The 21,448-nt window shown below is 72.3% G+C and carries 23 protein-coding genes and 1 pseudogene; 10 read left to right on the top strand and 14 right to left on the bottom strand.

What is annotated here, in order from left to right; translation table 11 throughout:
• Positions 1–19 precede the first annotated feature (19 nt).
• Entirely contained in the window at positions 20–781 is a 762-nt protein-coding gene (locus R2D22_RS20135) for a phosphoglyceromutase (protein ID WP_318105501.1), read from the bottom strand.
• 156 nt (positions 782–937) lie between these two features.
• Between R2D22_RS20135 and R2D22_RS20130 the strand changes: the two genes are divergently transcribed.
• Positions 938–2,242: an MDR family MFS transporter gene (locus R2D22_RS20130; protein WP_318105498.1), complete on the top strand. Its 1,305-nt coding sequence runs from the start codon at positions 938–940 to the stop codon at positions 2,240–2,242.
• A gap of 22 nt (positions 2,243–2,264) precedes the next feature.
• On the opposite strand, the gene R2D22_RS20125 is transcribed toward R2D22_RS20130, so the two are convergent.
• Positions 2,265–2,768 (bottom strand): type III secretion system chaperone family protein, encoded by a 504-nt coding sequence (locus tag R2D22_RS20125; RefSeq protein ID WP_318105496.1) that lies wholly within the window; start codon positions 2,766–2,768, stop codon positions 2,265–2,267.
• Positions 2,761–4,119 (bottom strand): D-inositol-3-phosphate glycosyltransferase, encoded by a 1,359-nt coding sequence (gene mshA, locus R2D22_RS20120; protein ID WP_318105494.1) that lies wholly within the window; start codon positions 4,117–4,119, stop codon positions 2,761–2,763. Before mshA ends, R2D22_RS20125 begins: the two co-directional genes overlap by 8 nt.
• Before the next feature lie 232 nt (positions 4,120–4,351).
• Here mshA and R2D22_RS20115 point away from each other — a divergent pair, with 232 nt between their 5' ends.
• The 3 genes from R2D22_RS20115 (at position 4,352) to R2D22_RS20105 (ending at position 7,917) form a co-directional block, all read left to right on the top strand.
• Entirely contained in the window at positions 4,352–5,149 is a 798-nt protein-coding gene (locus R2D22_RS20115; RefSeq protein ID WP_318105492.1) for a class I SAM-dependent methyltransferase, read from the top strand.
• Positions 5,150–5,380: 231 nt separating this feature from the next.
• Positions 5,381–6,457 (top strand): C40 family peptidase, encoded by a 1,077-nt coding sequence (locus R2D22_RS20110; RefSeq protein ID WP_318105490.1) that lies wholly within the window; start codon positions 5,381–5,383, stop codon positions 6,455–6,457.
• Positions 6,458–6,684: 227 nt separating this feature from the next.
• Positions 6,685–7,917, top strand: coding sequence for a PP2C family protein-serine/threonine phosphatase (locus tag R2D22_RS20105; RefSeq protein WP_318105487.1), 1,233 nt, complete (start codon positions 6,685–6,687; stop codon positions 7,915–7,917).
• 63 nt (positions 7,918–7,980) lie between these two features.
• Here the strand turns inward: R2D22_RS20105 and R2D22_RS20100 are convergent, their stop codons facing one another.
• The 4 genes from R2D22_RS20100 to sigJ form a co-directional block, all read right to left on the bottom strand.
• Positions 7,981–8,340, bottom strand: coding sequence for a DUF2516 family protein (locus tag R2D22_RS20100; RefSeq protein ID WP_318105484.1), 360 nt, complete (start codon positions 8,338–8,340; stop codon positions 7,981–7,983).
• An 83-nt stretch (positions 8,341–8,423) separates the two neighbouring features.
• Positions 8,424–9,005: a hypothetical protein gene (locus R2D22_RS20095; protein WP_318105481.1), complete on the bottom strand. Its 582-nt coding sequence runs from the start codon at positions 9,003–9,005 to the stop codon at positions 8,424–8,426.
• Between the two features lie 60 nt (positions 9,006–9,065).
• Positions 9,066–9,491, bottom strand: a complete 426-nt coding sequence (locus R2D22_RS20090; protein ID WP_318105479.1) for a helix-turn-helix domain-containing protein — start codon at positions 9,489–9,491, stop codon at positions 9,066–9,068.
• A gap of 132 nt (positions 9,492–9,623) precedes the next feature.
• On the bottom strand, positions 9,624–10,538 hold the full coding sequence (sigJ, locus tag R2D22_RS20085) for an RNA polymerase sigma factor SigJ (protein WP_318105477.1): 915 nt from the start codon (positions 10,536–10,538) through the stop codon (positions 9,624–9,626).
• A gap of 73 nt (positions 10,539–10,611) precedes the next feature.
• Between sigJ and R2D22_RS20080 the strand changes: the two genes are divergently transcribed.
• Positions 10,612–11,097, top strand: a complete 486-nt coding sequence (locus R2D22_RS20080) for a MarR family winged helix-turn-helix transcriptional regulator (protein WP_318105475.1) — start codon at positions 10,612–10,614, stop codon at positions 11,095–11,097.
• 100 nt (positions 11,098–11,197) lie between these two features.
• A complete protein-coding gene (locus tag R2D22_RS20075) occupies positions 11,198–12,649 on the top strand; it encodes an MFS transporter (protein ID WP_318105473.1) in 1,452 nt (483 codons plus the stop codon).
• On the opposite strand, the gene R2D22_RS20070 is transcribed toward R2D22_RS20075, so the two are convergent.
• Both R2D22_RS20070 and R2D22_RS20065 read right to left on the bottom strand, forming a co-directional pair.
• Positions 12,646–14,025, bottom strand: coding sequence for a B12-binding domain-containing radical SAM protein (locus tag R2D22_RS20070; protein ID WP_318105471.1), 1,380 nt, complete (start codon positions 14,023–14,025; stop codon positions 12,646–12,648). The genes R2D22_RS20075 and R2D22_RS20070 overlap by 4 nt on opposite strands.
• A gap of 20 nt (positions 14,026–14,045) precedes the next feature.
• On the bottom strand, positions 14,046–14,954 hold the full coding sequence (locus R2D22_RS20065; RefSeq protein WP_318105469.1) for a DMT family transporter: 909 nt from the start codon (positions 14,952–14,954) through the stop codon (positions 14,046–14,048).
• Between the two features lie 72 nt (positions 14,955–15,026).
• On the opposite strand from R2D22_RS20065, the gene R2D22_RS20060 reads away from it, so the two are divergent.
• Entirely contained in the window at positions 15,027–15,911 is an 885-nt protein-coding gene (locus R2D22_RS20060; RefSeq protein ID WP_318105467.1) for a LysR family transcriptional regulator, read from the top strand.
• Positions 15,912–15,967: 56 nt separating this feature from the next.
• On the opposite strand, the pseudogene R2D22_RS20055 reads toward R2D22_RS20060, so the two are convergent.
• Positions 15,968–16,120, bottom strand: a pseudogene (locus R2D22_RS20055) (TetR/AcrR family transcriptional regulator); the annotation flags it as partial.
• Positions 16,114–16,965 carry a TetR/AcrR family transcriptional regulator gene (locus tag R2D22_RS20050; protein WP_318105463.1) on the bottom strand — a complete coding sequence of 284 codons (852 nt, stop codon included), beginning with the start codon at positions 16,963–16,965 and terminating at the stop codon, positions 16,114–16,116. The gene R2D22_RS20050 and the pseudogene R2D22_RS20055, both read right to left, overlap by 7 nt.
• 79 nt (positions 16,966–17,044) lie before the next feature.
• Between R2D22_RS20050 and R2D22_RS20045 the strand changes: the two genes are divergently transcribed.
• On the top strand, positions 17,045–17,989 hold the full coding sequence (locus R2D22_RS20045; RefSeq protein WP_318105461.1) for an ATP-binding cassette domain-containing protein: 945 nt from the start codon (positions 17,045–17,047) through the stop codon (positions 17,987–17,989).
• Between the two features lie 7 nt (positions 17,990–17,996).
• Positions 17,997–18,740 carry an ABC transporter permease gene (locus R2D22_RS20040; protein ID WP_411977154.1) on the top strand — a complete coding sequence of 248 codons (744 nt, stop codon included), beginning with the start codon at positions 17,997–17,999 and terminating at the stop codon, positions 18,738–18,740.
• Between the two features lie 45 nt (positions 18,741–18,785).
• Here R2D22_RS20040 and R2D22_RS20035 read toward each other — a convergent pair whose 3' ends face one another.
• On the bottom strand, positions 18,786–19,385 hold the full coding sequence (locus R2D22_RS20035; protein ID WP_318105457.1) for an RsiG family protein: 600 nt from the start codon (positions 19,383–19,385) through the stop codon (positions 18,786–18,788).
• Positions 19,386–19,502: 117 nt separating this feature from the next.
• Between R2D22_RS20035 and dtd the strand changes: the two genes are divergently transcribed.
• Positions 19,503–19,928 (top strand): D-aminoacyl-tRNA deacylase, encoded by a 426-nt coding sequence (gene dtd, locus R2D22_RS20030; RefSeq protein WP_318105455.1) that lies wholly within the window; start codon positions 19,503–19,505, stop codon positions 19,926–19,928.
• 59 nt (positions 19,929–19,987) lie between these two features.
• Here dtd and ygfZ read toward each other — a convergent pair whose 3' ends face one another.
• A complete protein-coding gene (ygfZ, locus tag R2D22_RS20025; protein WP_318105453.1) occupies positions 19,988–20,971 on the bottom strand; it encodes a CAF17-like 4Fe-4S cluster assembly/insertion protein YgfZ in 984 nt (327 codons plus the stop codon).
• 10 nt (positions 20,972–20,981) lie between these two features.
• Entirely contained in the window at positions 20,982–21,419 is a 438-nt protein-coding gene (locus R2D22_RS20020; protein WP_318105451.1) for a Fur family transcriptional regulator, read from the bottom strand.
• Positions 21,420–21,448: the final 29 nt, after the last annotated feature.

Here is a 21,448-nt window from a genome sequence, read left to right as displayed (position 1 = left end):
GGGGGCATGATCACGTGGGTTACTTCTTCTTGCCCTGGTTCTTGACGGCCTCGATGGCGGCCGCGGCGGCCTCCGGGTCGAGGTAGGTGCCGCCGGGGTTGAGGGGCTTGAAGTTCTCGTCGAGCTCGTAGGACAGCGGGATGCCCGTGGGGATGTTCAGGCCCGCGATGTCGGCGTCCGAGATGCCGTCGAGGTGCTTGACCAGGGCGCGCAGGCTGTTGCCGTGGGCCGCGACCAGGACCGTGCGGCCGGCCAGCAGGTCCGGGACGATGCCGTCGTACCAGTACGGCAGCATGCGCTCGACGACGTCCTTCAGGCACTCCGTCCGCGGGCGCAGCTCCGGCGGGATCGACGCGTAGCGGGCGTCGTCGGCCTGGGAGTACTCGCTGTCGTCGGCGAGCGGCGGCGGCGGGGTGTCGTACGAGCGGCGCCACAGCATGAACTGCTCCTCGCCGAACTCGGCGAGGGTCTGCGCCTTGTCCTTGCCCTGCAGCGCGCCGTAGTGGCGCTCGTTCAGGCGCCACGAGCGGTGGACCGGGATCCAGTGGCGGTCGGCCGCCTCCAGGGCGAGCTGCGCCGTGCGGATGGCGCGCTTCTGGAGCGAGGTGTGCAGCACGTCGGGCAGCAGGCCGGCGTCCTTCAGCAGCTCACCGCCGCGGACCGCCTCCTTCTCGCCCTTCTCGGTGAGGTTGACGTCCACCCAGCCGGTGAACAGGTTCTTCGCGTTCCATTCGCTCTCGCCGTGGCGGAGGAGGATCAGCTTGTACGGTGCGTCGGCCATGCGTACGAGGTTAATCGACGCCCGACACGCCCCGCGCCCGGCGCCCGAGGCGCGGACGATTGACGCCTGGCGTCAATTCGGTGGCGGCCCGGCACGCCCCGCGCGTAAGTTACGACCACCGCTTGGGACGCTTACTGACACGGGGGACCCCCACGCATGTCCATCGCCTCGCTCAGACGATCAGCCGCCGCCACCGTCTCCGGTCTACCCGGCGGCTTCTGGTGGCTCTGGCTCTCCACCCTCGTCAACCGCACGGGCGCGTTCGTCCTCACCTTCCTGTCCCTGTACCTGACGCAGGAACTGGGCCACTCCGCGTGGTTCGCCGGACTCGTCGTCGCCCTGCACGGTCTCGGCGGCGTCGCGGGCTCACCGCTCGGCGGTTTCCTCACCGACCGCTGGGGCCGCCGCCCCACGATGGTGACGATGCACCTCGGGGCCGCCTCCTGCGCGCTGGCGCTGGCGTTCGTCTCCGGCGCCTGGGCCATCGCCACCGTGGTCCTGCTGATGGGCGTCGCGATGCAGGCGGTCCGGCCGTCCATCAACGCGACGATCGCGGACATGGTCCCCGAGCACGACGTCCGCAGGGCGTACTCCCTCAACTACTGGGCCCTCAACCTCGGCTTCGCCATCGCCGCCATCGGCGGCGGCGTGGCCGCCGTCCTCGGCTACCGGACCCTGTTCGTCGTCGACGCCGTCGCCACCAGCCTGTGCGCGCTCATCGTCTTCCTCCGCCTGCCCGAGACCCGACCCGAGGCCGCGGTCGACACCTCCGGCGAGGCCGTCGCCGAGCAGAAGATCAGCGTTCTCGACGTGCTCAAGGACGCGCCCTTCCGCACCCTCGTGCTGCTCAACCTGTTCGTCTGCCTCGTCTTCACCGCCCCCTGGATCGGCCTGCCGCTCACCATGGCGCAGGAGGGTCTGTCCCCCTCCTCGTACGGCGTGGTCATCGCCGTCAACGGTGTCGTCATCGTCGGCTTCCAGCTGCTGGTCAACAAGGTCACCGACAAGCGCTCGGCGGCCATGCTGCTGACCGTCTCCTCGCTGCTCTTCGCGGTCGGCACCGGCGCCACCGCGCTCGCCGGCTCCTCCGTCGTCGCCTTCGCCGCGACCGTGGTCGTCTGGACGATCGGCGAGATGGTCCACGTCCCGACCAACGCCGCCGCCACCGCCCGGCTCGCCCCCGAGCACGCGCGTGGCCGGTATCAGGGCGTCATGGGCATGTCCTGGTCCGTGGCCGGTTTCGTCGCCCCCATCGGCGCGGGCTGGATCGTCGAGGGGCCGGGACCGGACGTGCTCTGGATCGCCTGCGCCGTCATCGGCTGCGCCGCCGCGGTCGGGTACACGACCCGGCTGCGCAAGGCGCTCTCGGACGAGGACGCCCCCGAGCCGGCCTCGGCCCCCGCTCCCGCGGACGTGGAGAAGGCGAAGGAGAAGGAGTCGGACGCCGCCGTCGGCGCCTAGGCCTTCTTCCGCGCAGCCTGCGTCAGCGCTTCTGCGTCAGGTGGGTGAACGCGTCCAGGTTGCGCGTCGATTCGCCGCGGGACACCCGCCAGTCGTACTCGCGGCGGATCGCCGACGCGAAACCCAACTCCAGGAGGGTGTTGAAGTCGCCGTCCGCCGCCTCCAGGACGGACCCCAGGAGGCGGTCCAGCTCCTCGGGGCTGACGGCCGCGAGGGGGAGCTTGCCCGCCAGATAGACGTCGCCGAGCGAGTCCACCGCGTAACTCACGCCGTACAGCTTGAGGTTGCGCTCGAGCAGCCAGCGGTGGACGCCGGCCTCGTTCTCGTCCGGATGGCGGATGACGAACGCGTTCAGCGAGAGCGAGTGGCGGCCCACCTTCAGCGACAGCGTCGTGAAGAGCTTGCGGGTGCCGGGGAGTTTGACCACGTACGAGCCGGGCTCGGGGGACTCCCACTCGAGCTCTGCGTCCTTGAAGGTGTCCTCGACGATCCGCCGTACGTCCTGCTGCTCAGCGCCCTCAGCCATGGTGGGAGCGTACGCGACGCCGAGGCTCGCGCAGCCGGTGGTCGTGCATCGCCGCGGTGTACACGTCGGCCGTGCCGGACGCCGCCGTGTCCCAGCCGAACGAGCCCGCATGGCGGGCCGCCGCCGCGCCCATCTTCGCCGTCAGCTCGGGCGCGTCCGCGAAGCGGCCCAGCGCCCGGGCGTAGTCGGCCGGGTCGTGGCCCTGGACCAGGAAGCCCGTGACGTCGTCCCGTACCGCCACCGGCAGGCCGCCCACCGCGGCCGCGACGACCGGCGTGCCGGCCGCCTGCGCCTCGATGGCGACCAGGCCGAAGGACTCGCTGTACGAGGGCATCACGAGGACGCTCGCCGCGCGGAACCAGTCGGCGAGCCGGTCCTGGCCGACCGGCGGGTGGAACCGTACGACGTCCGCGATGCCGAGCCGCGCGGCGAGCTTCTGCAGGCCCTCCGGCTTGGCGAGACCGCTGCCGCTGGGACCGCCGACCACCGGGACGACCATCCGCGAACGCAGCGACGGGTCGCGGTCGAGCAGCTGGGCGGCGGCGCGCAGCAGGATGTCGGGGGCCTTCAGGGGCTGTATGCGGCCCGCGAAGACGGGCACGAAGGCGTCCGCCGGAAGACCGAGACGGGCCCGGGCGGCGGCCCGGCCGTCCGCGGGGCGGAAGTGGTCGAGGTTCACCCCGGGATGGACGACGGCGACCTTGCCGGGGTCGGCCTCGTAGAAGCGGACGAGTTCGTCCGCCTCCTCCGCCGTGTTGGCGACCAGCCGGTCCGCCGCGGCGACGATCTGCGTCTCGCCGATGACCCGCGCCGCGGGCTCGGGTGTGTCTCCCACGGCGAGCGCCGCGTTCTTGACCTTGGCCATGGTGTGCATGGCGTGCACGAGCGGGACGCCCCACCGCTCGGCTGCCAGCCAGCCGACGTGGCCGGAGAGCCAGTAGTGCGAGTGGACGAGGTCGTAGTGGCCGGGCCGATGCCCCGCCCAGGCCTGCATGACGCCGTGCGTGAAGGCGCACAGCTGGGCCGGCAGCTCCTCCTTCGCCAGGCCCTCGTACGGGCCGGCGTCGACGTGCCGGACCAGGACGCCCGGGGCGAGCTCCACGACGGGCGCGAGCCCGCCGGCCGTCGCCCGGGTGAAGATCTCGACCTCGATGTTGATCGCGGCGAGCCGCTTGGCCAGCTCCACGATGTACACGTTCATGCCGCCCGCGTCCCCCGTGCCCGGCTGGTGCAGCGGGGACGTGTGGACGCTGAGCATGGCGATGCGGCGCGGGGTCCGGTGCCGGCCGGGGAGCCGGAGACGGGGCGGCGCCGCCAGGGTGCCGGCGAACCGGGACACGTACTGGCTCACGTCGGCGGTCCTTCCGCTCGGGGGCACGACGGGCATGGGGCATGACTGCCGGAGGGCGCATGGACGTCCTCCACGCGCCACAACACCGGAATGACGTCTTTCATTTCCTCCGGGGGCTCTGCTTTGCCAATTCATTGCCCACTACACCCGGCGTGGCGCAACCCATGGGGCCTGTGTGGCACTCCCCCAGGGGCCTGCGTGACGGGCCCCGCGCGGCCCGTACGCTCGTCCCATGGCCCCGCGCACCACCCGCCCCGTCGGCACCCCGACCCGCGGGACCACCAACCCCAATCGTCTGCGGCGCATGGACCGCTGGATCGCCGACGTGCACGGCCCCGCCCTGCGCCGCTCCGCCGAGCCCCCGGTGGCCGTGGACCTCGGCTACGGGGCGGCGCCCTGGACCGCCGTCGAACTGCAGACCCGGCTGCGCACCGCCGATCCGCGCACCCGGGTCGTCGGCATCGAGATCGACCCCGCCCGGGTCGAGGCGGCCGGACCGTACGAGCGCGAGGGCCTGAGCTTCGTCCACGGCGGCTTCGAGGTCCCGGTGCCGGGCGAGGTCGCGCTGATCCGGGCCGCGAACGTGCTGCGCCAGTACGACGAGGCGGAGGTCGCCGCGGTGTGGCGGCGGCTGTGCACACGGCTGGCCCCGGAGGGGCTGCTGGTGGAGGGGACCTGCGACGAGATCGGGCGGCGGCACGTGTGGGTGGCGCTGGGGCCGGAGGGGCCGCGCACGGTGACCTTCGCGACCCGGCTCGGCTCGCTCGACCGTCCCTCGGACCTGGCGGAGCGGCTGCCGAAGGCGCTCATCCACCGCAATGTGCCGGGCGAGCCGGTGCACGCTTTCCTCCGCGACTTCGACCGGGCGTGGGCGGCGGCGGCCCCGTACGCCTCGCTGGGCGCGCGGCAGCGCTGGATGCGGTCGGTACGGGACCTGGCGGCGGACTGGCCGCTGCGGGACGGGCCGCGGCGGTGGCGGCAGGGCGAGGTGACGGTGGACTGGCCGGCGCTCGCGCCGTCCGCCCCCTGAACCCCTGCCCCCTCCCGAGCCCTCCGAGCCCCTCTGAGCCCCTCCGAGCTCCCTTGCGCCCCCTGAGATCCCCTCAGTTCTCGCACAGGGAACGGATTCCCTCGATCAGTCGTCCCCTGTGGGGGGAAGTGACCCGACGGGCCCGGGTTTCCTCTGTTGCTTTGCCCCGACGCATGGCACTATCACCAAGGTCACCACAAGTTACTGACGGTAAATCAGCTGGGGGAGCTAGTGAACCGACGCCGTTGCGCCACCGCCGCGATCACCGTGGTCAGTGCCCTGACGGTGCTGGCCTCGCCGATGCTCGCCCTGCCCGCGTACGCGGCGCCCGCCGCGCCCCTCGCGCCCGAACCGCCCCCGGCCGCGACGCAGAAGAAGACCCTCGAAGAGGTCCGCAAGGAGATCGACGCGCTGTACCGCAAGGCGGCCGTCGCCACCGACGCGTACAACCTGGCCGAGGAGCAGGCCAAGCGGCAGTCCGCGGAGATCGTGGAGCTGGCCCGGATGATCGTGGCCGGCCAGGCGAAGATCGAGGAGCTCAAGACCCAGGCCGGCGCCGCCGCCCGGGCGCAGTACCGCAACGGCGGCCTGCCCGAGGGCGCCCAGCTCGTCCTCACCGACGACCCGCAGCTCTTCCTCGACAACGCCGGCCGCCTCAAGGAGGGCCAGAAGGCCACCAAGGACCTCCTCGGCGAACTCACGCGCTCGCAGGCCGAACTGACGACGTATACGAAGGAAGCCAGCGACAACTGGACCAAGCTGGAGGCCAACCGCGTCAAGCAGGCCAACGCGAAGAAGGAGATCAACGACAAGATCGCCGCGGCGAAGAAGCTGGAGAGCACGCTGGCCGCCGAGGAGTTGGCCCGGCTGCTCAAGCTGGAGGAGGACGCCCAGTACCGGTCGCAGACGACCTGGCTGAGCTCCGGGATCCTCAAGGAGCTGAACGGCACGGCGACCCCGCAGGGCCGCAAGGCGGTCGAGTTCGCGACGGCGCAGATCGGCAAGCCGTACATCTGGGGCGCCGAGGGGCCCGGCTCCTACGACTGCTCCGGGCTGACCCAGCGGGCGTGGGGCGTGGCCGGCCGGAACATCCCGCGCACCTCGCAGGAGCAGTGGCGGCTGCTGCCGCGCGTGGAGATCAAGGACATGCGGCCCGGCGACCTGATCGTCTACTACCGCGACGCCAGCCACATCGGCATGTACGTCGGGAACGGCGCGATCGTGCACGCGCCGCGCCCGGGACGGAACGTCACGCTGGCGGGCGCGGGCTCGATGGAGATCCTCGGAGTCGTCCGCCCGGAGCGGTGACCGGCGCCACAGGCCGCCCCGGTGACCCGCGCCACAGCCCCGGCGTGATGTTCGTCATGACTCCGCGGGCAACAACCTCCCCATGCGCGGCATATGCCATCGGCTCTTCGGTGTTCAGTGCGTGATCGCCATTCCGCTGCACCGCGCAGTACCGCTATGGTCCCCGTCGGTGGGGCGCGGTTCGTCGTCCCGCCGCGCCCTCGGGGGGAGGGAAGGAAACCAGGACGATGCCCGTACCCGTACCGCGACAGAGGACCACTTCGGCGGCCCCCGTCGTGGAGGCCGGCACAGCCACTGGCACCGATCTCACGCTGCTGGTGATCGAGGACGACCCGGCAGGCGCCTTCGCCGTCCCCGAGCTGCTCGACGGCGCCGGGCCCCGGCTGCGCATCCGCACCGCCCGCAACCTCACCGAGGCGGAGCGGCTGCTCACCGACGACGTGCACTGCGTCCTCGTCGACCTCGCCCTCCCGGGCGCCGGCGACGACCCGCTCGCACCGCTGCACCACGTACTGCGGCTCGCGCCGCGGCACGCCGTGCTGGCCCTCGCCGCGTCCTCGGACGCCGAGCTGGCCGCCGAGGCGGTACGGGTCGGGGCGCAGGACCACCTGTTCCGCGAGGAGCTCGACGGCCGGCTGCTGAGCCGGGCGATCCGGTACGCGGTGGAGCGCAAGCGCGCCGACTCGGTCCAGGTGAAGCTGACCGAGTCCCGGCTGCGCGCGCAGGAGAACGCCCGCCTGGAGCGCGGGCTGCTGCCCACTCCGCTCCTCGAGGGCTCGGAGCTGCGGTTCGCCGCCCGCTACCGGCCCGGCCGGTCCCGGGCGCTGCTCGGCGGCGACTTCTACGACACGGTCCGCACGCCCGACGGCACGGTCCACGCGATGATCGGCGACGTCTGCGGGCACGGCCCGGACGAGGCGGCGCTCGGCGTGGAGCTGCGGATCGCGTGGCGGGCGCTGACCTTCGCGGGCCTGTGCGGCGACGAACTCCTCTCGACGCTCCAGCGGGTCCTGGAGCACGAGCGGGAGAGCGAGGAGATCTTCGCGACGCTCTGCACGGTGGACATCGCCCCGGACGGGCGGCGGGCGGGCCTCTGCCTGGCCGGCCACCCCTCGCCGCTGATCGCCCGGCACGGGCGCGCGGCGCAGCTGCTGCCGTACGAGGACAGCGGCCCGGCGCTCGGCCTGCTGCCGCGGGCCCGCTGGCCGCGCCGCCAGGTGGAGCTGGGCGCCTCGTGGAGCCTGATGATGTACACGGACGGCCTGATCGAGGGCCGCTCGGCGGGGCCCGGTTCGCCACGGCTCGGCCAGGACGGGATGGTCGACATGATCAACCGGCAGCTGGCGGAGGGCCTGAGGGGCGAGGCGCTCCTCGAGGCGGCGGTCACGGAGGTCCGGTCGCTGAACGGCGGCGAGCTGACGGACGACGTGGCGGTGCTGCTGCTGGACCGCCGGCGGTAGGCGCGTACGGACGACGAAGGGCCCGGACGGGAGCAAGCCGTCCGGGCCCTTCTGCTCTTCTGGCTAGCGGCCGCCGTTGTAGGGGCCGTACGGGCCGTCGCTGCTGGAACCGCCGCGCCGGCCGCCGCCGCCCGAGACCTGCCGGATGGCGGGCCGGACGTCGACCATGAAGACGATGGCCGCGATGAGTCCGGCGATCTGCAGGAAGAGCATCGGCAGCACCAGGTTCAGGAGCAGGTTGATGCCCAGCAGGATCAGCCAGAACTTCTTCGTCTGCTTGTCGGCCGCGCGGTAGGCGTCCTCGCGCGCCATGGCGGCGAACAGGAAGGCGACCACGGCGAAGCCGAGCATGACCAGACCGATGACCAGCCAGAGGATCGAGTCGAAGTTCCAGAAGAAGGAACCGAAGCCCGTGCTGAACATCTGCTACCGCCTCGTGAGTGGGAATGCGCCTCGCGGCCAAGGTACCCCTACAACGTGCGGGGCACTCTGATTGCTCCCGCGGACTACTTCTCGGTGGACGCCGTGGTCTTCTTGGCGGGGGCCTTGCGGACGGCGGCCTTGCGCGCCGCCGGCTTCGCCTCGGCCTTGGCGTCGGACTTGGGGGCCGCCTTCGTCCCGGTCTCGGACTTCGGCGCGGCCTCGGGCTCCGTCCGCGGCTCGACGACGACGGCGATCTCGGTGATCTCCTCGGCGGCCTCGCCGCGCCAGGCCTTGACGGCCTCCTCGCCGTGCGCGGCGACCTCCTCGTACTTCTCCCGGGCCTTCACCGCGTACTCGGCGGCCACGCCGACCCCGCGCAGGGCGAGGTCCTGGGCCTGCTCGCCGAGCTTCTTCAGGTCGGTGTCGAGGGTGCCGACGACCTCGGTGAACTTCGCCTGGACGGTCGCCTGGGCCTCCTTGGCCTGCGCGGCGACCTTCTCCTGCACGGCCTTGGGGTCGGTCTTGCGCACGGCGTCGATCCGGGCCGGCGCCTCGGCGGCGAGCTGCTCGATCAGGCCGGGCACCTTGCGGGCCTGCTGGACGGCGAGGTCGGCGGTGCCGGCGGCGAAGTAGAGAGGGGTACGCAGCTCTTCGATGATGGCCATGACGGTTGGTCCTCCCGGATGTACGGATGTTCGCGTGTCCGCGGTGCACGTGGACGTGAGCTAGGACGTCGAAGGTCGGTCGGCATCGGGGGCGGTGCCGGGCGCGCCGGCCGGCGCGTCGGCAGCAGCGGCTGCGGCCTCGGCGGCGTTCTCCTTGCGGAAGGAGTCGTAGATCTGGAGCAGCACCTGCTTCTGCCGCTCGTTGATCGAGGGATCGGCCAGGATGACGGCGCGCGTCTCCAGCTCCTCCCGCTCCGTCTCGTCGAGGATCCCCGCCCGCACGTACAGCGTCTCGGCGGAGATCCGCAGCGCCTTGGCGACCTGTTGCAGCACCTCGGCGCTGGGCTTGCGCAGCCCGCGCTCGATCTGGCTCAGGTACGGATTGGACACCCCGGCGGCGTCGGCGAGCTGACGCAGCGACAGCTGCGCGCTGCGCCGCTGTTCGCGCAGGTACTCACCGAGATTGCCGACGTTGAGCGATGCCATGCTGCCGATGATGCCGCCTTCCGCTAACTATTGCAAGCACCCGCTTGCAATAGTTACTCGGACGGCGGCCCGGCTTCGACGCCGGAGCGGAAGCCGGCGGAACGGGAGCCGGCGGAACGAGGCCGCCGGAACTCAGAATCCGGCCGGCTTCAGGTCCAGCTCGCGCAGCCGCTCCGGGTCGGCCACGACGTCGATGGCCGTGATCGCGCCGTCGGTGACCGTGAAGGCCATGATCGAGATGCGCCGGCCGTCGTCGGCCACCACGACGGCTCCGGCCGTGCCGTTGATCAGCGCCGGGCGGGCGTACGGGGAGAGGCTGCCGAAGGTGACGGCCTGGGAGGCCACCGTGCGGGCGCCCTGGAGCACCACGGTGTGGCGGGCGCGCAGGACCCCGCCGTCGGAGCGCAGCACGACGTTCGGGTCGAGCACGGCGACGAGGGCCTCCAGGTCGCCGCCGCGAGCCGCCGCGAAGAAGGCGTCGACGGCCGCGCGCTGACGGGTGTGATCGGGGTCGGGGACCGGGGACCGGCCCTGCACGCGGCGGCGGGCCCGGCTCGCGAGCTGGCGGGTCGCGGCGGCGGTCTTGTCGATCAGCGGGGCGATCTCGTCGAACGGCACCCCGAACATGTCGTGCAGCACGAACGCGAGGCGCTCCGCGGGCGCGAGGGAGTCGAGCACGACGAGCAGCGCGAGGCCGACGGAGTCGGCCAGCAGCGCCTCGTGCTCGGGGTCGACACCGTCCGCCGGGTCGACGACGGGGTCGGGGATCCGCACGTCCATCGGGTCCTCGCGGCGGGACGCGCGCGAGCGCAGCATGTTCAGGCACACCCGTCCGGCGACCGTGGTCAGCCAGCCGGCGAGGTTCTCGACGACGTCGGTGTCCGCGCGCTCGGCGCGCAGCCAGGTCTCCTGGACGGCGTCCTCGGCCTCGCTGAGCGAGCCGAGCATCCGGTACGCCACCGCCCGCAGCCTCGGCCGCTGCTCCTCGAACCGCTCCGCGAGCCACGCACTCCGCTCCGCCGCGCCGCCCGTGCTCCCCGTGGTCATGCCCCGTGCCCCCACCCAATAGATCTGCTTGCCGATAATCCGTGACGGATCGATTTTGGTTACCCTGGCAAGCATGACAGCCATGGCACCCACCCGCACCGAACCGGACCTGTCGTTCCTCCTCGACCACACCAGCCACGTGCTGCGCACGCAGATGGCGGCACGGCTCGGGGAGATCGGGCTGACCCCGCGCATGCACTGCGTCCTCGTCCACGCCCTGGAGGAGGAGCGCACGCAGGCGCAGCTCGCCGAGATCGGCGACATGGACAAGACGACGATGGTGGTGACCGTCGACGCCCTGGAGAAGGCGGGACTCGCGGAGCGCCGGCCGTCGAGCACGGACCGGCGGGCGCGGATCATCGCGGTGACCGAGGCGGGGGCGAAGGTCGCCGAACAGAGCCAGAAGATCGTCGACGGGGTGCACGGGAGCGCGCTCGCGTCGCTGCCCGAGGAGGACCGGGCGGCGCTCACGCGCGCCCTGAACCTGCTGGTCACCGGGCATCTGGAGACCCCGGAGGAGAGCCCGCGCCCGGCCCGGCGGGCCCGCCAGAAGGCCTAGCGCCCCACCGCGACCGAGCGGCGTTCCGTAAAAGATAGTCTGCAACAAAACTATCTGCTACGGTCTCTCCTGTTGCCTCCCGACGACAGGAGAGACCGCCATGACCACGTCCACCGCCCCCGCCCCGGCAGCCCCGGCCGCTACCGCCGCGCCCTCCCGCTGGCTCGCCCTCGGCGTCCTTGCCACCGGCATGCTGATGACGATCCTCGACGGCAGCATCGTCACCGTCGCGATGCCGACCATCCAGAGCGACCTCGGCTTCAGCCCGGCCGGGCTGAGCTGGGTCGTGAACGCCTACCTGATCGCCTTCGGCTCGCTGCTCCTGCTGGCGGGGCGGCTGGGCGACCTGATCGGCCGCAAGCGGATGTTCCTCGCCGGCACCGGCGTCTTCACCGCCGCCTCACTGCTCGCGGCGGCCGCCACCTCCCCGGGCGTACTGATCGCCGCCCGCTTCCTGCAGGGCGCCGGCAGCGCGATGGCCTCCGCCGTCAGCCTCGGCATCCTGGTCACGCTCTTCACCGAACCCCGCGAACGGTCCAGGGCCATCGCCATATTCAGCTTCACCGGCGCGGCGGGCGCGTCGATCGGCCAGGTGCTCGGCGGCGTCCTCACCGACGCGCTCACCTGGAACTGGATCTTCCTCATCAACCTGCCCATCGGCATCGCGGCGATCCTCGTCGCCCTCCCCGCGCTGCCCTCCGACCGCGGCCTCGGCCTGAGGGCCGGCGCGGACGTCCTCGGCGCGCTGCTGGTCACGTCCGGCCTGATGACCGGCATCTACGCGGTCGTCACCATCGAGGAGTACGGGGCGGGTTCGGCCCACACCCTCGGCCTCGGCGCCCTCGCGCTGGCCCTGCTCGCCGGCTTCCTCGTCCGCCAGGCGAAGGCCGCGAACCCGCTGATGCCGCTGCGGATCCTCCGCTCGCGCAGCGTCTCCGGCGCGAACCTGGTCCAGATGCTGACGGTCGCCGCGATGTTCGGCTTCCAGATCCTCGTCGCGCTCTACATGCAGAAGGTCCTCGGCTACAACGCCTCGCAGACCGGCCTCGCGATGCTGCCGGCCGCGGTGGTCATCGGTGCGGTGTCCCTGGGCGTCTCCGCCCGCCTGAGCGCCCGCTTCGGTGAGCGCAACGTCCTCCTGGCCGGCCTCGCCCTGCTGATCGGCGTCCTCGGCCTGCTGACCCGGGTCCCGGTCCACGCCTCGTACGTCACCGACCTCCTCCCCGTCATGCTCCTCGCCGCAGGCGGCGGCCTCGCCCTCCCGGCCCTGACCTCGCTGGGCATGTCCGGCGCGAAGGAAGCGGACGCGGGCCTCGCCTCGGGCCTGTTCAACACCACCCAGCAGATCGGCATGGCCCTCGGCATCGCCGTCCTCTCCACCCTGTCCGCCGCCCGTACGAACTCCCTCACCAAGGCCGGCCACCCCACCCCGGAAGCCCTCACCAGCGGCTACCACCTCGCCTTCGCCATCGCCACGGCCCTCCTGATCGCCGCCTTCGCAGCAGCCCTCACGGTCCTGAAGACTCCGAAGTCCCCCGAGATCCCCGCCTAGTGCGGCGACCGGCCACCGAAGGCCGACAGGGTCCGTTCCAGAAGGGGCATCGCGCGGATGACCCTTCTGGAGCGGATCAGGGCGTCCCAGGCCGGTTCGAACTTCTTCCAGCCGCCCGCGTACGCGAGGTGGCGCAGGCGTTCGTGGGTGGCCGGTTGGGCCGCGGCGCCCTTCCAGATGTTGGACCAGCGGTAGAAGTCGCGGTACGCGCGCCAGTAGCCGTCCTCCAGTTGGCGTGGGGTCATGCCGGCCGGGCGGTAGACGACGTGGCGGGTGTCGTAGAGGTCCCAGTCGCGGTGGACGATCCGGTCCTCCGCCTCCATCTGTTTCCACAGGCCCGTGGACGGATACGGCGTCATGATGTGGAAGGTCGCCGTCTCGATGCCCTGCTCGACCGCCCACTCCACCGTCCGGTCGAAGACGTCCGGGCCGTCGTGGTCCAGGCCGAAGACGAAGCTGGCGTTCACCATCACGCCCACGTCGTGCAGCCGCCGGACCGCCGCGTCGTAGTCGCGGCCGATGTTCTGGTTCTTGCGGCGCTCCGCCAGGTTCGCGTCGTTGACCGTCTCGAAGCCGACGAACAGGCTCCGCAGACCCGCCTCCGCCGCCTTCTCCAGCAGGTCCGGCTCCAGGACCGACTTCACCGTGCCGGCCGCCTGCCACAGCCGGCCCATCCCCTTCATCCCCTCGAACAGCGCCTCCGCGAACCGCCGGTTGCCGAGCAGGTGGTCGTCCAGGAAGTACAGGTGCCGGCCGGGCAGCCGCTCGATCTCGGCGAGCGCGTCGTCCACGGCCTGGGTGTAGAACGACTTGCCGCCCTCGAAGAACGCGTCCTTGTAGCAGAAGTCGCAGTGGTGCGGGCAGCCGCGCGAGACCACGATCGAGTTCGGGACCAGGTAGAGGTGACGCTTGATCAGGTCCCGCCGGACCGGCGGCAGACCGGCGAGTGTGCGGGACTTCGAGTCGTAGCGGGTCAGCGGCGCGCCGTCCCTGAAGTCCTTCAGGAACAGCGGCCAGATGTCCTCCCCGGGTCCCGTGAAGATCGTGTCCGCGTGCGCCGCCGCCTCCTCCGGCAGCGACGTGACGTGCAGTCCGCCCATCGCCACGTGGACGCCGCGCGCCCGGAAGTGGTCGGCGATCTCGTAACTCCGGCGCGCGGAGGTGATGTACGGCTGGAGGACGAGCAGGTCGGGGGTCGGCAGCGCCTCGATGTCGACCCGCTCGACGTGCTCGTCGTACAGGGTCACCTCGTCGTCCGGGTCGAGGTACCCGGCGAGCGTCGCCAGGCCGAGCGGCGGGAAGAGCGAGTACTTGATGGGCCGGAACAGCGGGCTGGTCGCCTCTGTCAGGGCGGGCAGGATCATCGTCACACGCATGCCTGCCCAGACTCGAACACCTACCCGACCGGTTCCAGGGCCCGCGCCTCCCGACTCCGTACGCGCGTCAGCGCCACCCCCACCAGCACCACCGCCATCCCTGCCACCACCCGCGCCGACAAAGCCTCGTCCAGGACCACCGCGCCCAGCCCCACCGACACCACCGGCAGCAGATAGCCCACCGTCGCCGCGGCCGTCGGGCCCTCCTCCGCGATCATGCGGTAGTTGAGGTGGAAGGTCAGACCGGTCGCGAACACCCCGAGGACGACGACCGCCAGGACCCCCGCCCACGTCACCCGTACCGGCCCGCCGCCCGCGGCCGCGAGGCCCGGCGCCGACCAGGCCGTCGCCGCGAGGAGTTGCGCCGCGGACAGCGCGAGCGGGCCGTCGCCGCGGCCCGTGAGCCGCCGCGCCATGTACGCGAACGCCACCGCGTAGCTCGCCGCCGCGGCCAGCAGCGCTATCACCCCCGCGCTCATCAGGCCCGCACCCGCGCTCCACGGCGCGAAGATCAGCAGCACCCCCGCGAAGCCGAGCAGCAGACCGCCCGCCCCGGCCGCCCCGGGGCGCCGCTCCGTCCCGAGCCCCAGGCCGATGAGCAGCGACCAGAGCGGGGTGGTGGCGTTCAGGACACCCGCGACCCCGCTGTCCACGGTCTGCTCACCGACCGAGAAGAGCAGGAACGGCAGCGCGTTGCAGAAGAACGCGGCGACCAGCAGCCGCCCCCACGTGCCCCGGTCCCGCGGCAGCCGCTGCCCGGCCGCGGCGGCGAGTCCGACCAGCACCCCGGCCCCCAACAGGCAGCGGACGAAGGTGATCCACACCGGGCTGAGCCCCTGCTCGAGGGAGATCTTGATCCACAGGAAGCCGGAGCCCCAGAGCAGGGCGAGGACTCCCATCCGTAGCCACACACGTATCGACGACGCCATGGCTACACGGTCTCCCGAGCCCATCCGACAGGACAAGCGAAGAATCGCGTATCCAGCGTTAAGCTCTGCTACATGCTGGACGTCAGACGCATGCAGGTGCTCCGGGCCGTCGTCACCAGCGGCTCGGTCACGGCCGCCGCCGCCCACCTCGGCTACACCCCCTCCGCGGTCAGCCAGCAGGTCGCCGCCCTGGAGAAGGAGGCGGGTATCGAGCTGCTCGAACGCGTCGGCCGCGGGGTCCGCCCGACCGCCGCCGGCCGGCTGCTCACCGAGCACGCCGCGCTGATCGGCCGTCAGGTCGCCGAGGCCGAGACCGCGCTGGCCGATCTGAGGGCGGGCCGCACCGGCCGGATCTCGGTCCGCTACTTCGCCACCGCGGGCGCCGAGCTCGTCGCGCCCGCCCTCGCCCGGTTCCGCACCGCGCACCCCGACGTACGCGTCGACCTGCGGCTCGTCGACCAGTCGGGGACGGCCGCCGCGGAGGGCGACGAGCCCGACGTCACCCTGGTCGTACGGCCCCGGAACGCGCCCTCCCCCTCCGGACCCCTGCGCCTCGTCCATCTCCGGGACGACCCGTACCGCGCCGTCCTCCCCAAGAACCACCCGCTCGCCGTCCGCCGCACGATCGACCTCGCCGACCTGGCCGACGAGGCATGGGTCGGCAGCGAGCGCCCCGGACCCTGCCTCGACGCGGTCCTGGAGGCGTGCGCGGCCGCGGGCTTCACGCCCGGCTACACGGTGGAGTGCGAGGAGTACGCGACCGCGCAGGGCTTTGTGGCGGCCGGCCTCGGCATCAGCCTGATCCCGCTCATGGGCCTGGGCAGCCGCCACCCGAACGTGGTCGTCCGCACGGTCCGCGCCCCGGAGCCGGTCCGCACCATCCAGGCGGAGGTACGGGAGTCCTCGCTCGCCCTGCCCGCCGTACGCACCCTCCTGACCGCCCTTCAGGAGGGCTGAGCGGCCAGGCTCTCGGGCAGCGGGCGCGCGTGGACGACGTCGAGCCCGGACACCGCCCGGAAGAGCGTCGGCCTGGAGAACTCCGCCGCGGCGGCTACCTCGCCGACGGACACCGCGTCGAAGCCCTTCTCCAGGAAGAGCGCGACGGCCGCGTCCGAGATGGCCTGCCGGGTCCGCTCCTTCTTCCGCTCGCGCAGCCCGCTCACTTCTTCCCCTCCACCAGTACGGCGATCCCGTCGAGCAGCCGCTCCAGGCCGAAGCGGAACTCGTAGTCCGGCTCGTCGGCCTCGTCCATGACGCCGGCGTCGAGCACCCGGGTGACGGCCGGGTACCGCTCCGGGTCGGCGAGGCGGCGCAGTGTGTGGCCGTACCGGGAGAGAACCTGTTCCGGGCGCTCGCCGCTGGTGGCGATCACCGCGGCGACGTCCGCCATCATCAGCGCCTCGCTCCGCACGTAGCCGCCGACCAGCATCATCAACGACACCTTCGTGCCCTCGTCGAGCCCGGTGTCCGCGAGCGCCCGCAGCCCCCATTCCCACCACGCGACCATGTGCGGCGTCGCGGGCGGGCCGGAGGTGGGGAGGCGGAGCGCCCAGAGATTGCGGTGGTAGACCTCGCGCATCGACCAGGCCCACCGCCCCAGAGCCTCGCGCCAGTCGGCGTCGGGCGGGAAGAGGTCGGGCGGCGGCGCGCCGGTCGCCGCGTCCTGCATCAGCACGTGCAGCTCGCTCTTCGCGCCGACGTACCGGTACAGGGACATCGTCGAGACGCCGAGCTCCTTGGCGACCCGGCCCATGGAGACCGCGTCCAGGCCCTCCGCCGAGGCGACGGCCATGGCCGCGTCGACGATCCGGTCGAGGGTGAGACCGGGCTTCGGGCCCTTGGACGGGCGCTCCCGCAGGCCCCACGCCGCCTCGATGCTCGGCGGCAGGAAGGTTCCGCCGTCGGCGGCCCCGCCCCCGCCCGCAGGCCCACCGCCACCGGCGCCGGTACCGCTCCGGTCCGCCTCGTCCGCCATCCTCGCCCGCCTCCACACCTCGTGCTTGACGGCCATCCTAGTAATGCGTAACCCTTACACAGTAACGCGTATGCCATACGCAGTACCGTTCCGTGCGCTCACGAGGGGGAAACCCATGCCACCCGCCATCGAGGCCACCGGCCTCCGCAAGGCCTATCGCGACCTCCAGGTCCTCGACTCGATCGACCTGCGCGTCGAGTCCGGCACCGTCTTCTCGCTGCTCGGCCCCAACGGTGCCGGCAAGACCACCACCGTCCGGATCCTCGCCACCCTCACCGACGCCGACGCCGGCCGGGCCCGCGTCGCCGGCCACGACGTACGCGCCGAACGCTCCGCCGTCCGCCGCGCCATCAGCCTCACCGGCCAGTTCGCCGCCGTCGACGAACTCCAGACCGGCGCCGAGAACCTGCGCATGATGGCCCGGCTCTCCGGCCTCTCCCGTACCGCCGCCGACCGGCGCGCCACAGAACTCCTGGAGCGGTTCGACCTCGCCGACGCCGGCCGCCGCCCGGCCCGTACGTACTCGGGCGGCATGCGTCGGCGCCTCGACCTCGCCGCCGGACTCGTCCGCGACGCCGAGGTGATCTTCCTGGACGAGCCCACCACCGGCCTCGACCCGCGCAGCCGCCAGGAGCTCTGGCAGGTCGTCAGGGACCTCGCCGAGGGCGGCACCACGGTCTTCCTCACCACCCAGTACCTGGAGGAGGCCGACCTCCTCGCCGACCGGATCGCCGTCATGGACGCCGGCCGCGTCGTCGCCGAGGGCACCGCCGCGGAACTCAAGGCCCGGGTCGCCGGCCACCGCCTCGACCTCGTCCTCGCCACCACCGCCGACTACGAGCGCGCCGCGCTGCGCCTCGCCGGGCGGGCCGCCCTCCACCGCTCCCGCGAGACGCTCACCCTCGGCGTCCCCACCGACGGCACCGCCGCCCACGTCCGGGCCCTGCTCGACGAACTCGACCCCGAGCGCACCGACATCGCCCGCTTCTCACTCCACACCGCGACCCTCGACGACGTCTTCCTCGCACTCACCGAGAAGGAGCAGCTCACCCATGTCTAGCGCCCTCATGTCCAGCGCCCTCACGATGACCGGGCGCAGCCTGCGCCTGAGCCGCCGCAACGTCGACGCGGTCATCACGTCGATCCTGCTGCCCGTCATGCTGATGCTGATCTTCGTCTACTTCTTCGGCGGCGCCATCGAGACCGGGACGCAGTACGTGACGTACGTCGTCCCCGGCGTCCTCGTCCTGTGCTCGGGCTTCGGCGCGGCCAGTACCGCGGTCGCCGTCAGCGACGACATGAAGGGCGGCATCGTCGACCGGTTCCGCTCGCTCGACATCGGCGGCACGGCGATCCTCGCCGGCCACGTCGGCGCCAGCGTCGCCCGCAACCTGGTCGCCACGACGCTCGTCCTCGGCGTCGCGTTCCTCATCGGCTTCCGGCCCGCGGCCGGTCCGCTCGGTTGGCTCGCCGCGCTCGGTCTGCTCGTCGCGTACATCACGGCCGTGTCGTGGCTGTCGGCGGCGGCCGGGCTGCTCGCCAGAACGCCCGAGGCGGCGGGCGGGTTCACCTTCTTCGTGATGTTCCTGCCCTACCCGAGCAGCGCGTTCGTGCCGATCGAGACCATGCCGTCCTGGCTGCACGGCTTCTCCGAGCACCAGCCGGTCACCCCACTGATCGAGTCCCTGCGCGGGCTGCTGCTCGACCAGCCGGTCGGCTCCACGCCGTGGGTCGCGCTGGCCTGGTGCGCGGGGCTGCTGGTGGTGGCGGTCGCCGCGTCGGGCGGGCTGTTCGCCCGCCGGACGCGCTGACTCTCGTACGGGACCTCAGGTCAGCAGGTCGTCCACCCCGGGGTCTCAGGTCAGCAGGTCGTCGACCTGCGCCTCGCCCTCGCGGTACCGGCGGGCGATCTCCGCGCTGCAGTCGTCCGCCGTCCGCTGGAGCTGCTGCCGGCGCCGCGACACCTGCTGCTCGTACCCGGCCAGCCGGCCCATGGCCGTGTGCAGTTCGTCGTCCGTGCGCGCGCCCAGGTCCGACAGCTCCACCTCGGACAGCATCTCGGACGCGAGCCGCCGGTACTCCTCGCCCCGCGGCGTCGACAGCGTCACGTGCCGCGCCGACGTGCGCAGCCGCGACGGCGCGTCCGCGAGGATCTCCGAGAGCTCCGACAGCCGGTCCACCGCCGGCGCCGCCGGGTCGGACCGGCGCGCCAGCTCGGCCCGCAGGATGTCGATCCGGCCCTGCAGCATCCGCCGTACGTAGCTCAGGTCCGCCTCGTCGCCCTGCGCGTCGCGGCGCAGCGCCCGCAGTTCCGGCAGCCGCAGCGCGGCCAGCTCGGGCCGCGGGAGGTAGCCGGGACCGGGCTCGGCGGACCGCTGCATGGGCGGACGCACTGTCGTGCCGCCGCCGTCGACTCGGGTGCTGTACGGCGTCTGCCCGGCGCCAGGTGCACTCATGTCTTGACCCCATCCCTCGTCCGGTGCGCGACGCACCGCCTGAGAGGCATGGTGCCACTCCTGCATGTGCACGTGCAGGCGCTCTGCACCCGTTCGGCCCCAGATAGGTTGGTACGTATGCGTGCAGTGGTGCAGAGGGTGGACGGCGCGAGCGTCGTCGTCGCAGGAGAGACCGTCGGTGAGATCGTCGGTGAGGGCTTGTGCGTGCTGGTGGGAGTCACCCACGACGACACGCCGGAGAAGGCCGCGCAGCTGGCCAGGAAGCTGTGGAGCGTACGGATGCTCGACGGCGAGAAGTCCTGTTCGGACGTGAACGCCCCCTTGCTGGTGATTTCTCAGTTCACCCTCTACGGGGACGCGCGCAAGGGCCGCCGTCCCACCTGGAACGCCGCCGCACCCGGACCGGTCGCCGAGCCGCTCGTCGACGAGGTGGTGGCGCAGCTGCGGGCGCTCGGGGCGCAGGTGGAGACGGGCCGGTTCGGAGCGAAGATGCGCGTCTCGCTCACGAACGACGGCCCGTTCACGGTGCTGCTCGAAATCTGATCCCTGAGGCCGGCCCCGGTTTCACGAGCCCCGAGGCCCGGCCCCGGGTCGTACGAGCCCTACGGCTCGACGACGACCTCCTGCGCGGCGGCCGTCTTCTCGCCCACCAGCAGCGGCGCGTCCACCGGCACGTTCCGCTTCACCAGCGCCAGCGCGATCGGCCCCAGCTCGTGGTGCCGTCCCGAGCTGGTGACGAACCCGAGCTGACGGCCCTCGGCCCCGTCGGCGGCCAGCCGGACCGGCGCGCCGTGCCCCGGCAGGTGGACCTCGCTGCCGTCCAGGTGCAGGAAGACCAGCCGACGCGGCGGCTTGCCGAGGTTCTGCACCCGGGCGACCGTCTCCTGGCCCCGGTAGCAGCCCTTCTGCAGATGGACGGCGGTGCCGATCCAGCCGAGCTCGTGCGGGATGGTCCGGTGGTCGGTCTCCGCGCCGAGCCGGGGCTGGTGCGCCTCGATCCGCAGCGCCTCGTACGCGAGGATGCCGGCCGCCGGGCCGTGGGAGGCCGCGAAGGACTCGAGGTCGGCGCGGGGCAGGAACAGGTCGCGGCCGTGCGGGGTCTCCCGTACGACGACACCCTCCGGCACCTCGGCGATCGAACCGGCCGGCAGATGGACCACGGCGAAGTCGTCCGTACGGTCAGCGACCTCCACCCGGTAGAAGAACTTCATCGACTCCAGGTACGCGAGCAGCTCGGCCTGCGTGCCCGGCTCGACGTGCGCCCACACCGTCTCGCCGTCGTCGACGAGGTACAGCGCGTGCTCGATGTGGCCGTTCGCGGAGAGGATCAGCGCCTCGGTGGCACGGCCCACGGGGAGATCGCTGACGTGCTGGGTGAGCAGCAGGTGCAGCCAGCTCAGCCGGTCGTCGCCGGTGACGGCGACGACGCCGCGGTGCGAGAGGTCGACGAATCCGGTGCCGTCGGCGAGGGCGCGCTGCTCGCGGAACAGATCGCCGTAGTGCGCGGCGACGCCTTCGTCACGGCCTTCGGCGGGGACGGCGCCGGGCAGGGACAGCAGAGGGCTGTGCGTTGAATGTCGCTGCATGGAAGAAAGCCTACGACTCGGTACCGGCGGCCTTCGCGGCGCAGTCCCGGCAGCGGCCGAAGATCGCGAAGTGCTTCATGTCGGTCTCGAAGCCGAAGGTCCCGCGCAGCTTCCCGGTGAACTCCGCGGCCACCTCGACGTCCGCCTCGATGACGCTTTCGCAGTCCCGGCAGACCAGGTGCAGGTGGTGGTGCCGGTCGGCGAGGTGGTACGTCGGCGCACCGTGTCCCAGATGGGCGTGGCTGACCAGACCCAGCTCCTCCAGGAGCTCCAGGGTCCGGTAGACGGTGGAGATGTTGACGCCCGAGGCGGTCTTGCGCACCTCGACGAGGATGGCGTCGGGCGTCGCGTGTTCGAGCGCGTCCACCGCCTCCAGGACAAGCTGGCGCTGGGGCGTCAGCCGGTAGCCGCGCTGCCGCAGGTCGCTCTTCCAGTCGGTGCTCACCACGCCCCCAGTGTATGAGGGCGTGGCGGAAG

This window comes from Streptomyces sp. HUAS YS2 (assembly GCF_033343995.1).
In the GTDB taxonomy this organism is placed as follows: domain Bacteria; phylum Actinomycetota; class Actinomycetes; order Streptomycetales; family Streptomycetaceae; genus Streptomyces; species Streptomyces solicathayae.
The sequence above is the reverse complement of the archived record's forward strand: the minus strand, read 5'-3'. Positions and strand labels throughout refer to the sequence as shown.

Excerpts from the sequence above, each read along its gene's own strand:
- R2D22_RS20100 (WP_318105484.1), bottom strand. The coding sequence starts at position 8,340 with ATGTTCAGCACGGGCTTCGGTTCCTTCTTCTGGAACTTCGACTCGATC.
- R2D22_RS20125 (WP_318105496.1), bottom strand. The coding sequence starts at position 2,768 with ATGGCTGAGGGCGCTGAGCAGCAGGACGTACGGCGGATCGTCGAGGAC.
- R2D22_RS20105 (WP_318105487.1), top strand. The coding sequence starts at position 6,685 with ATGCCCGTACCCGTACCGCGACAGAGGACCACTTCGGCGGCCCCCGTC.
- R2D22_RS20130 (WP_318105498.1), top strand. The coding sequence starts at position 938 with ATGTCCATCGCCTCGCTCAGACGATCAGCCGCCGCCACCGTCTCCGGT.
- R2D22_RS20135 (WP_318105501.1), bottom strand. The coding sequence starts at position 781 with ATGGCCGACGCACCGTACAAGCTGATCCTCCTCCGCCACGGCGAGAGC.
- R2D22_RS20070 (WP_318105471.1), bottom strand. The coding sequence starts at position 14,025 with ATGCGTGTGACGATGATCCTGCCCGCCCTGACAGAGGCGACCAGCCCG.
- R2D22_RS20090 (WP_318105479.1), bottom strand. The coding sequence starts at position 9,491 with ATGGCATCGCTCAACGTCGGCAATCTCGGTGAGTACCTGCGCGAACAG.
- R2D22_RS20080 (WP_318105475.1), top strand. The coding sequence starts at position 10,612 with ATGACAGCCATGGCACCCACCCGCACCGAACCGGACCTGTCGTTCCTC.
- R2D22_RS20065 (WP_318105469.1), bottom strand. The coding sequence starts at position 14,954 with ATGGCGTCGTCGATACGTGTGTGGCTACGGATGGGAGTCCTCGCCCTG.
- R2D22_RS20035 (WP_318105457.1), bottom strand. The coding sequence starts at position 19,385 with ATGAGTGCACCTGGCGCCGGGCAGACGCCGTACAGCACCCGAGTCGAC.
- ygfZ (WP_318105453.1), bottom strand. The coding sequence starts at position 20,971 with ATGCAGCGACATTCAACGCACAGCCCTCTGCTGTCCCTGCCCGGCGCC.
- dtd (WP_318105455.1), top strand. The coding sequence starts at position 19,503 with ATGCGTGCAGTGGTGCAGAGGGTGGACGGCGCGAGCGTCGTCGTCGCA.
- R2D22_RS20045 (WP_318105461.1), top strand. The coding sequence starts at position 17,045 with ATGCCACCCGCCATCGAGGCCACCGGCCTCCGCAAGGCCTATCGCGAC.
- R2D22_RS20050 (WP_318105463.1), bottom strand. The coding sequence starts at position 16,965 with ATGGCCGTCAAGCACGAGGTGTGGAGGCGGGCGAGGATGGCGGACGAG.
- R2D22_RS20060 (WP_318105467.1), top strand. The coding sequence starts at position 15,027 with ATGCTGGACGTCAGACGCATGCAGGTGCTCCGGGCCGTCGTCACCAGC.
- R2D22_RS20115 (WP_318105492.1), top strand. The coding sequence starts at position 4,352 with ATGGCCCCGCGCACCACCCGCCCCGTCGGCACCCCGACCCGCGGGACC.
- R2D22_RS20075 (WP_318105473.1), top strand. The coding sequence starts at position 11,198 with ATGACCACGTCCACCGCCCCCGCCCCGGCAGCCCCGGCCGCTACCGCC.
- R2D22_RS20040 (WP_411977154.1), top strand. The coding sequence starts at position 17,997 with ATGTCCAGCGCCCTCACGATGACCGGGCGCAGCCTGCGCCTGAGCCGC.
- sigJ (WP_318105477.1), bottom strand. The coding sequence starts at position 10,538 with ATGACCACGGGGAGCACGGGCGGCGCGGCGGAGCGGAGTGCGTGGCTC.
- R2D22_RS20095 (WP_318105481.1), bottom strand. The coding sequence starts at position 9,005 with ATGGCCATCATCGAAGAGCTGCGTACCCCTCTCTACTTCGCCGCCGGC.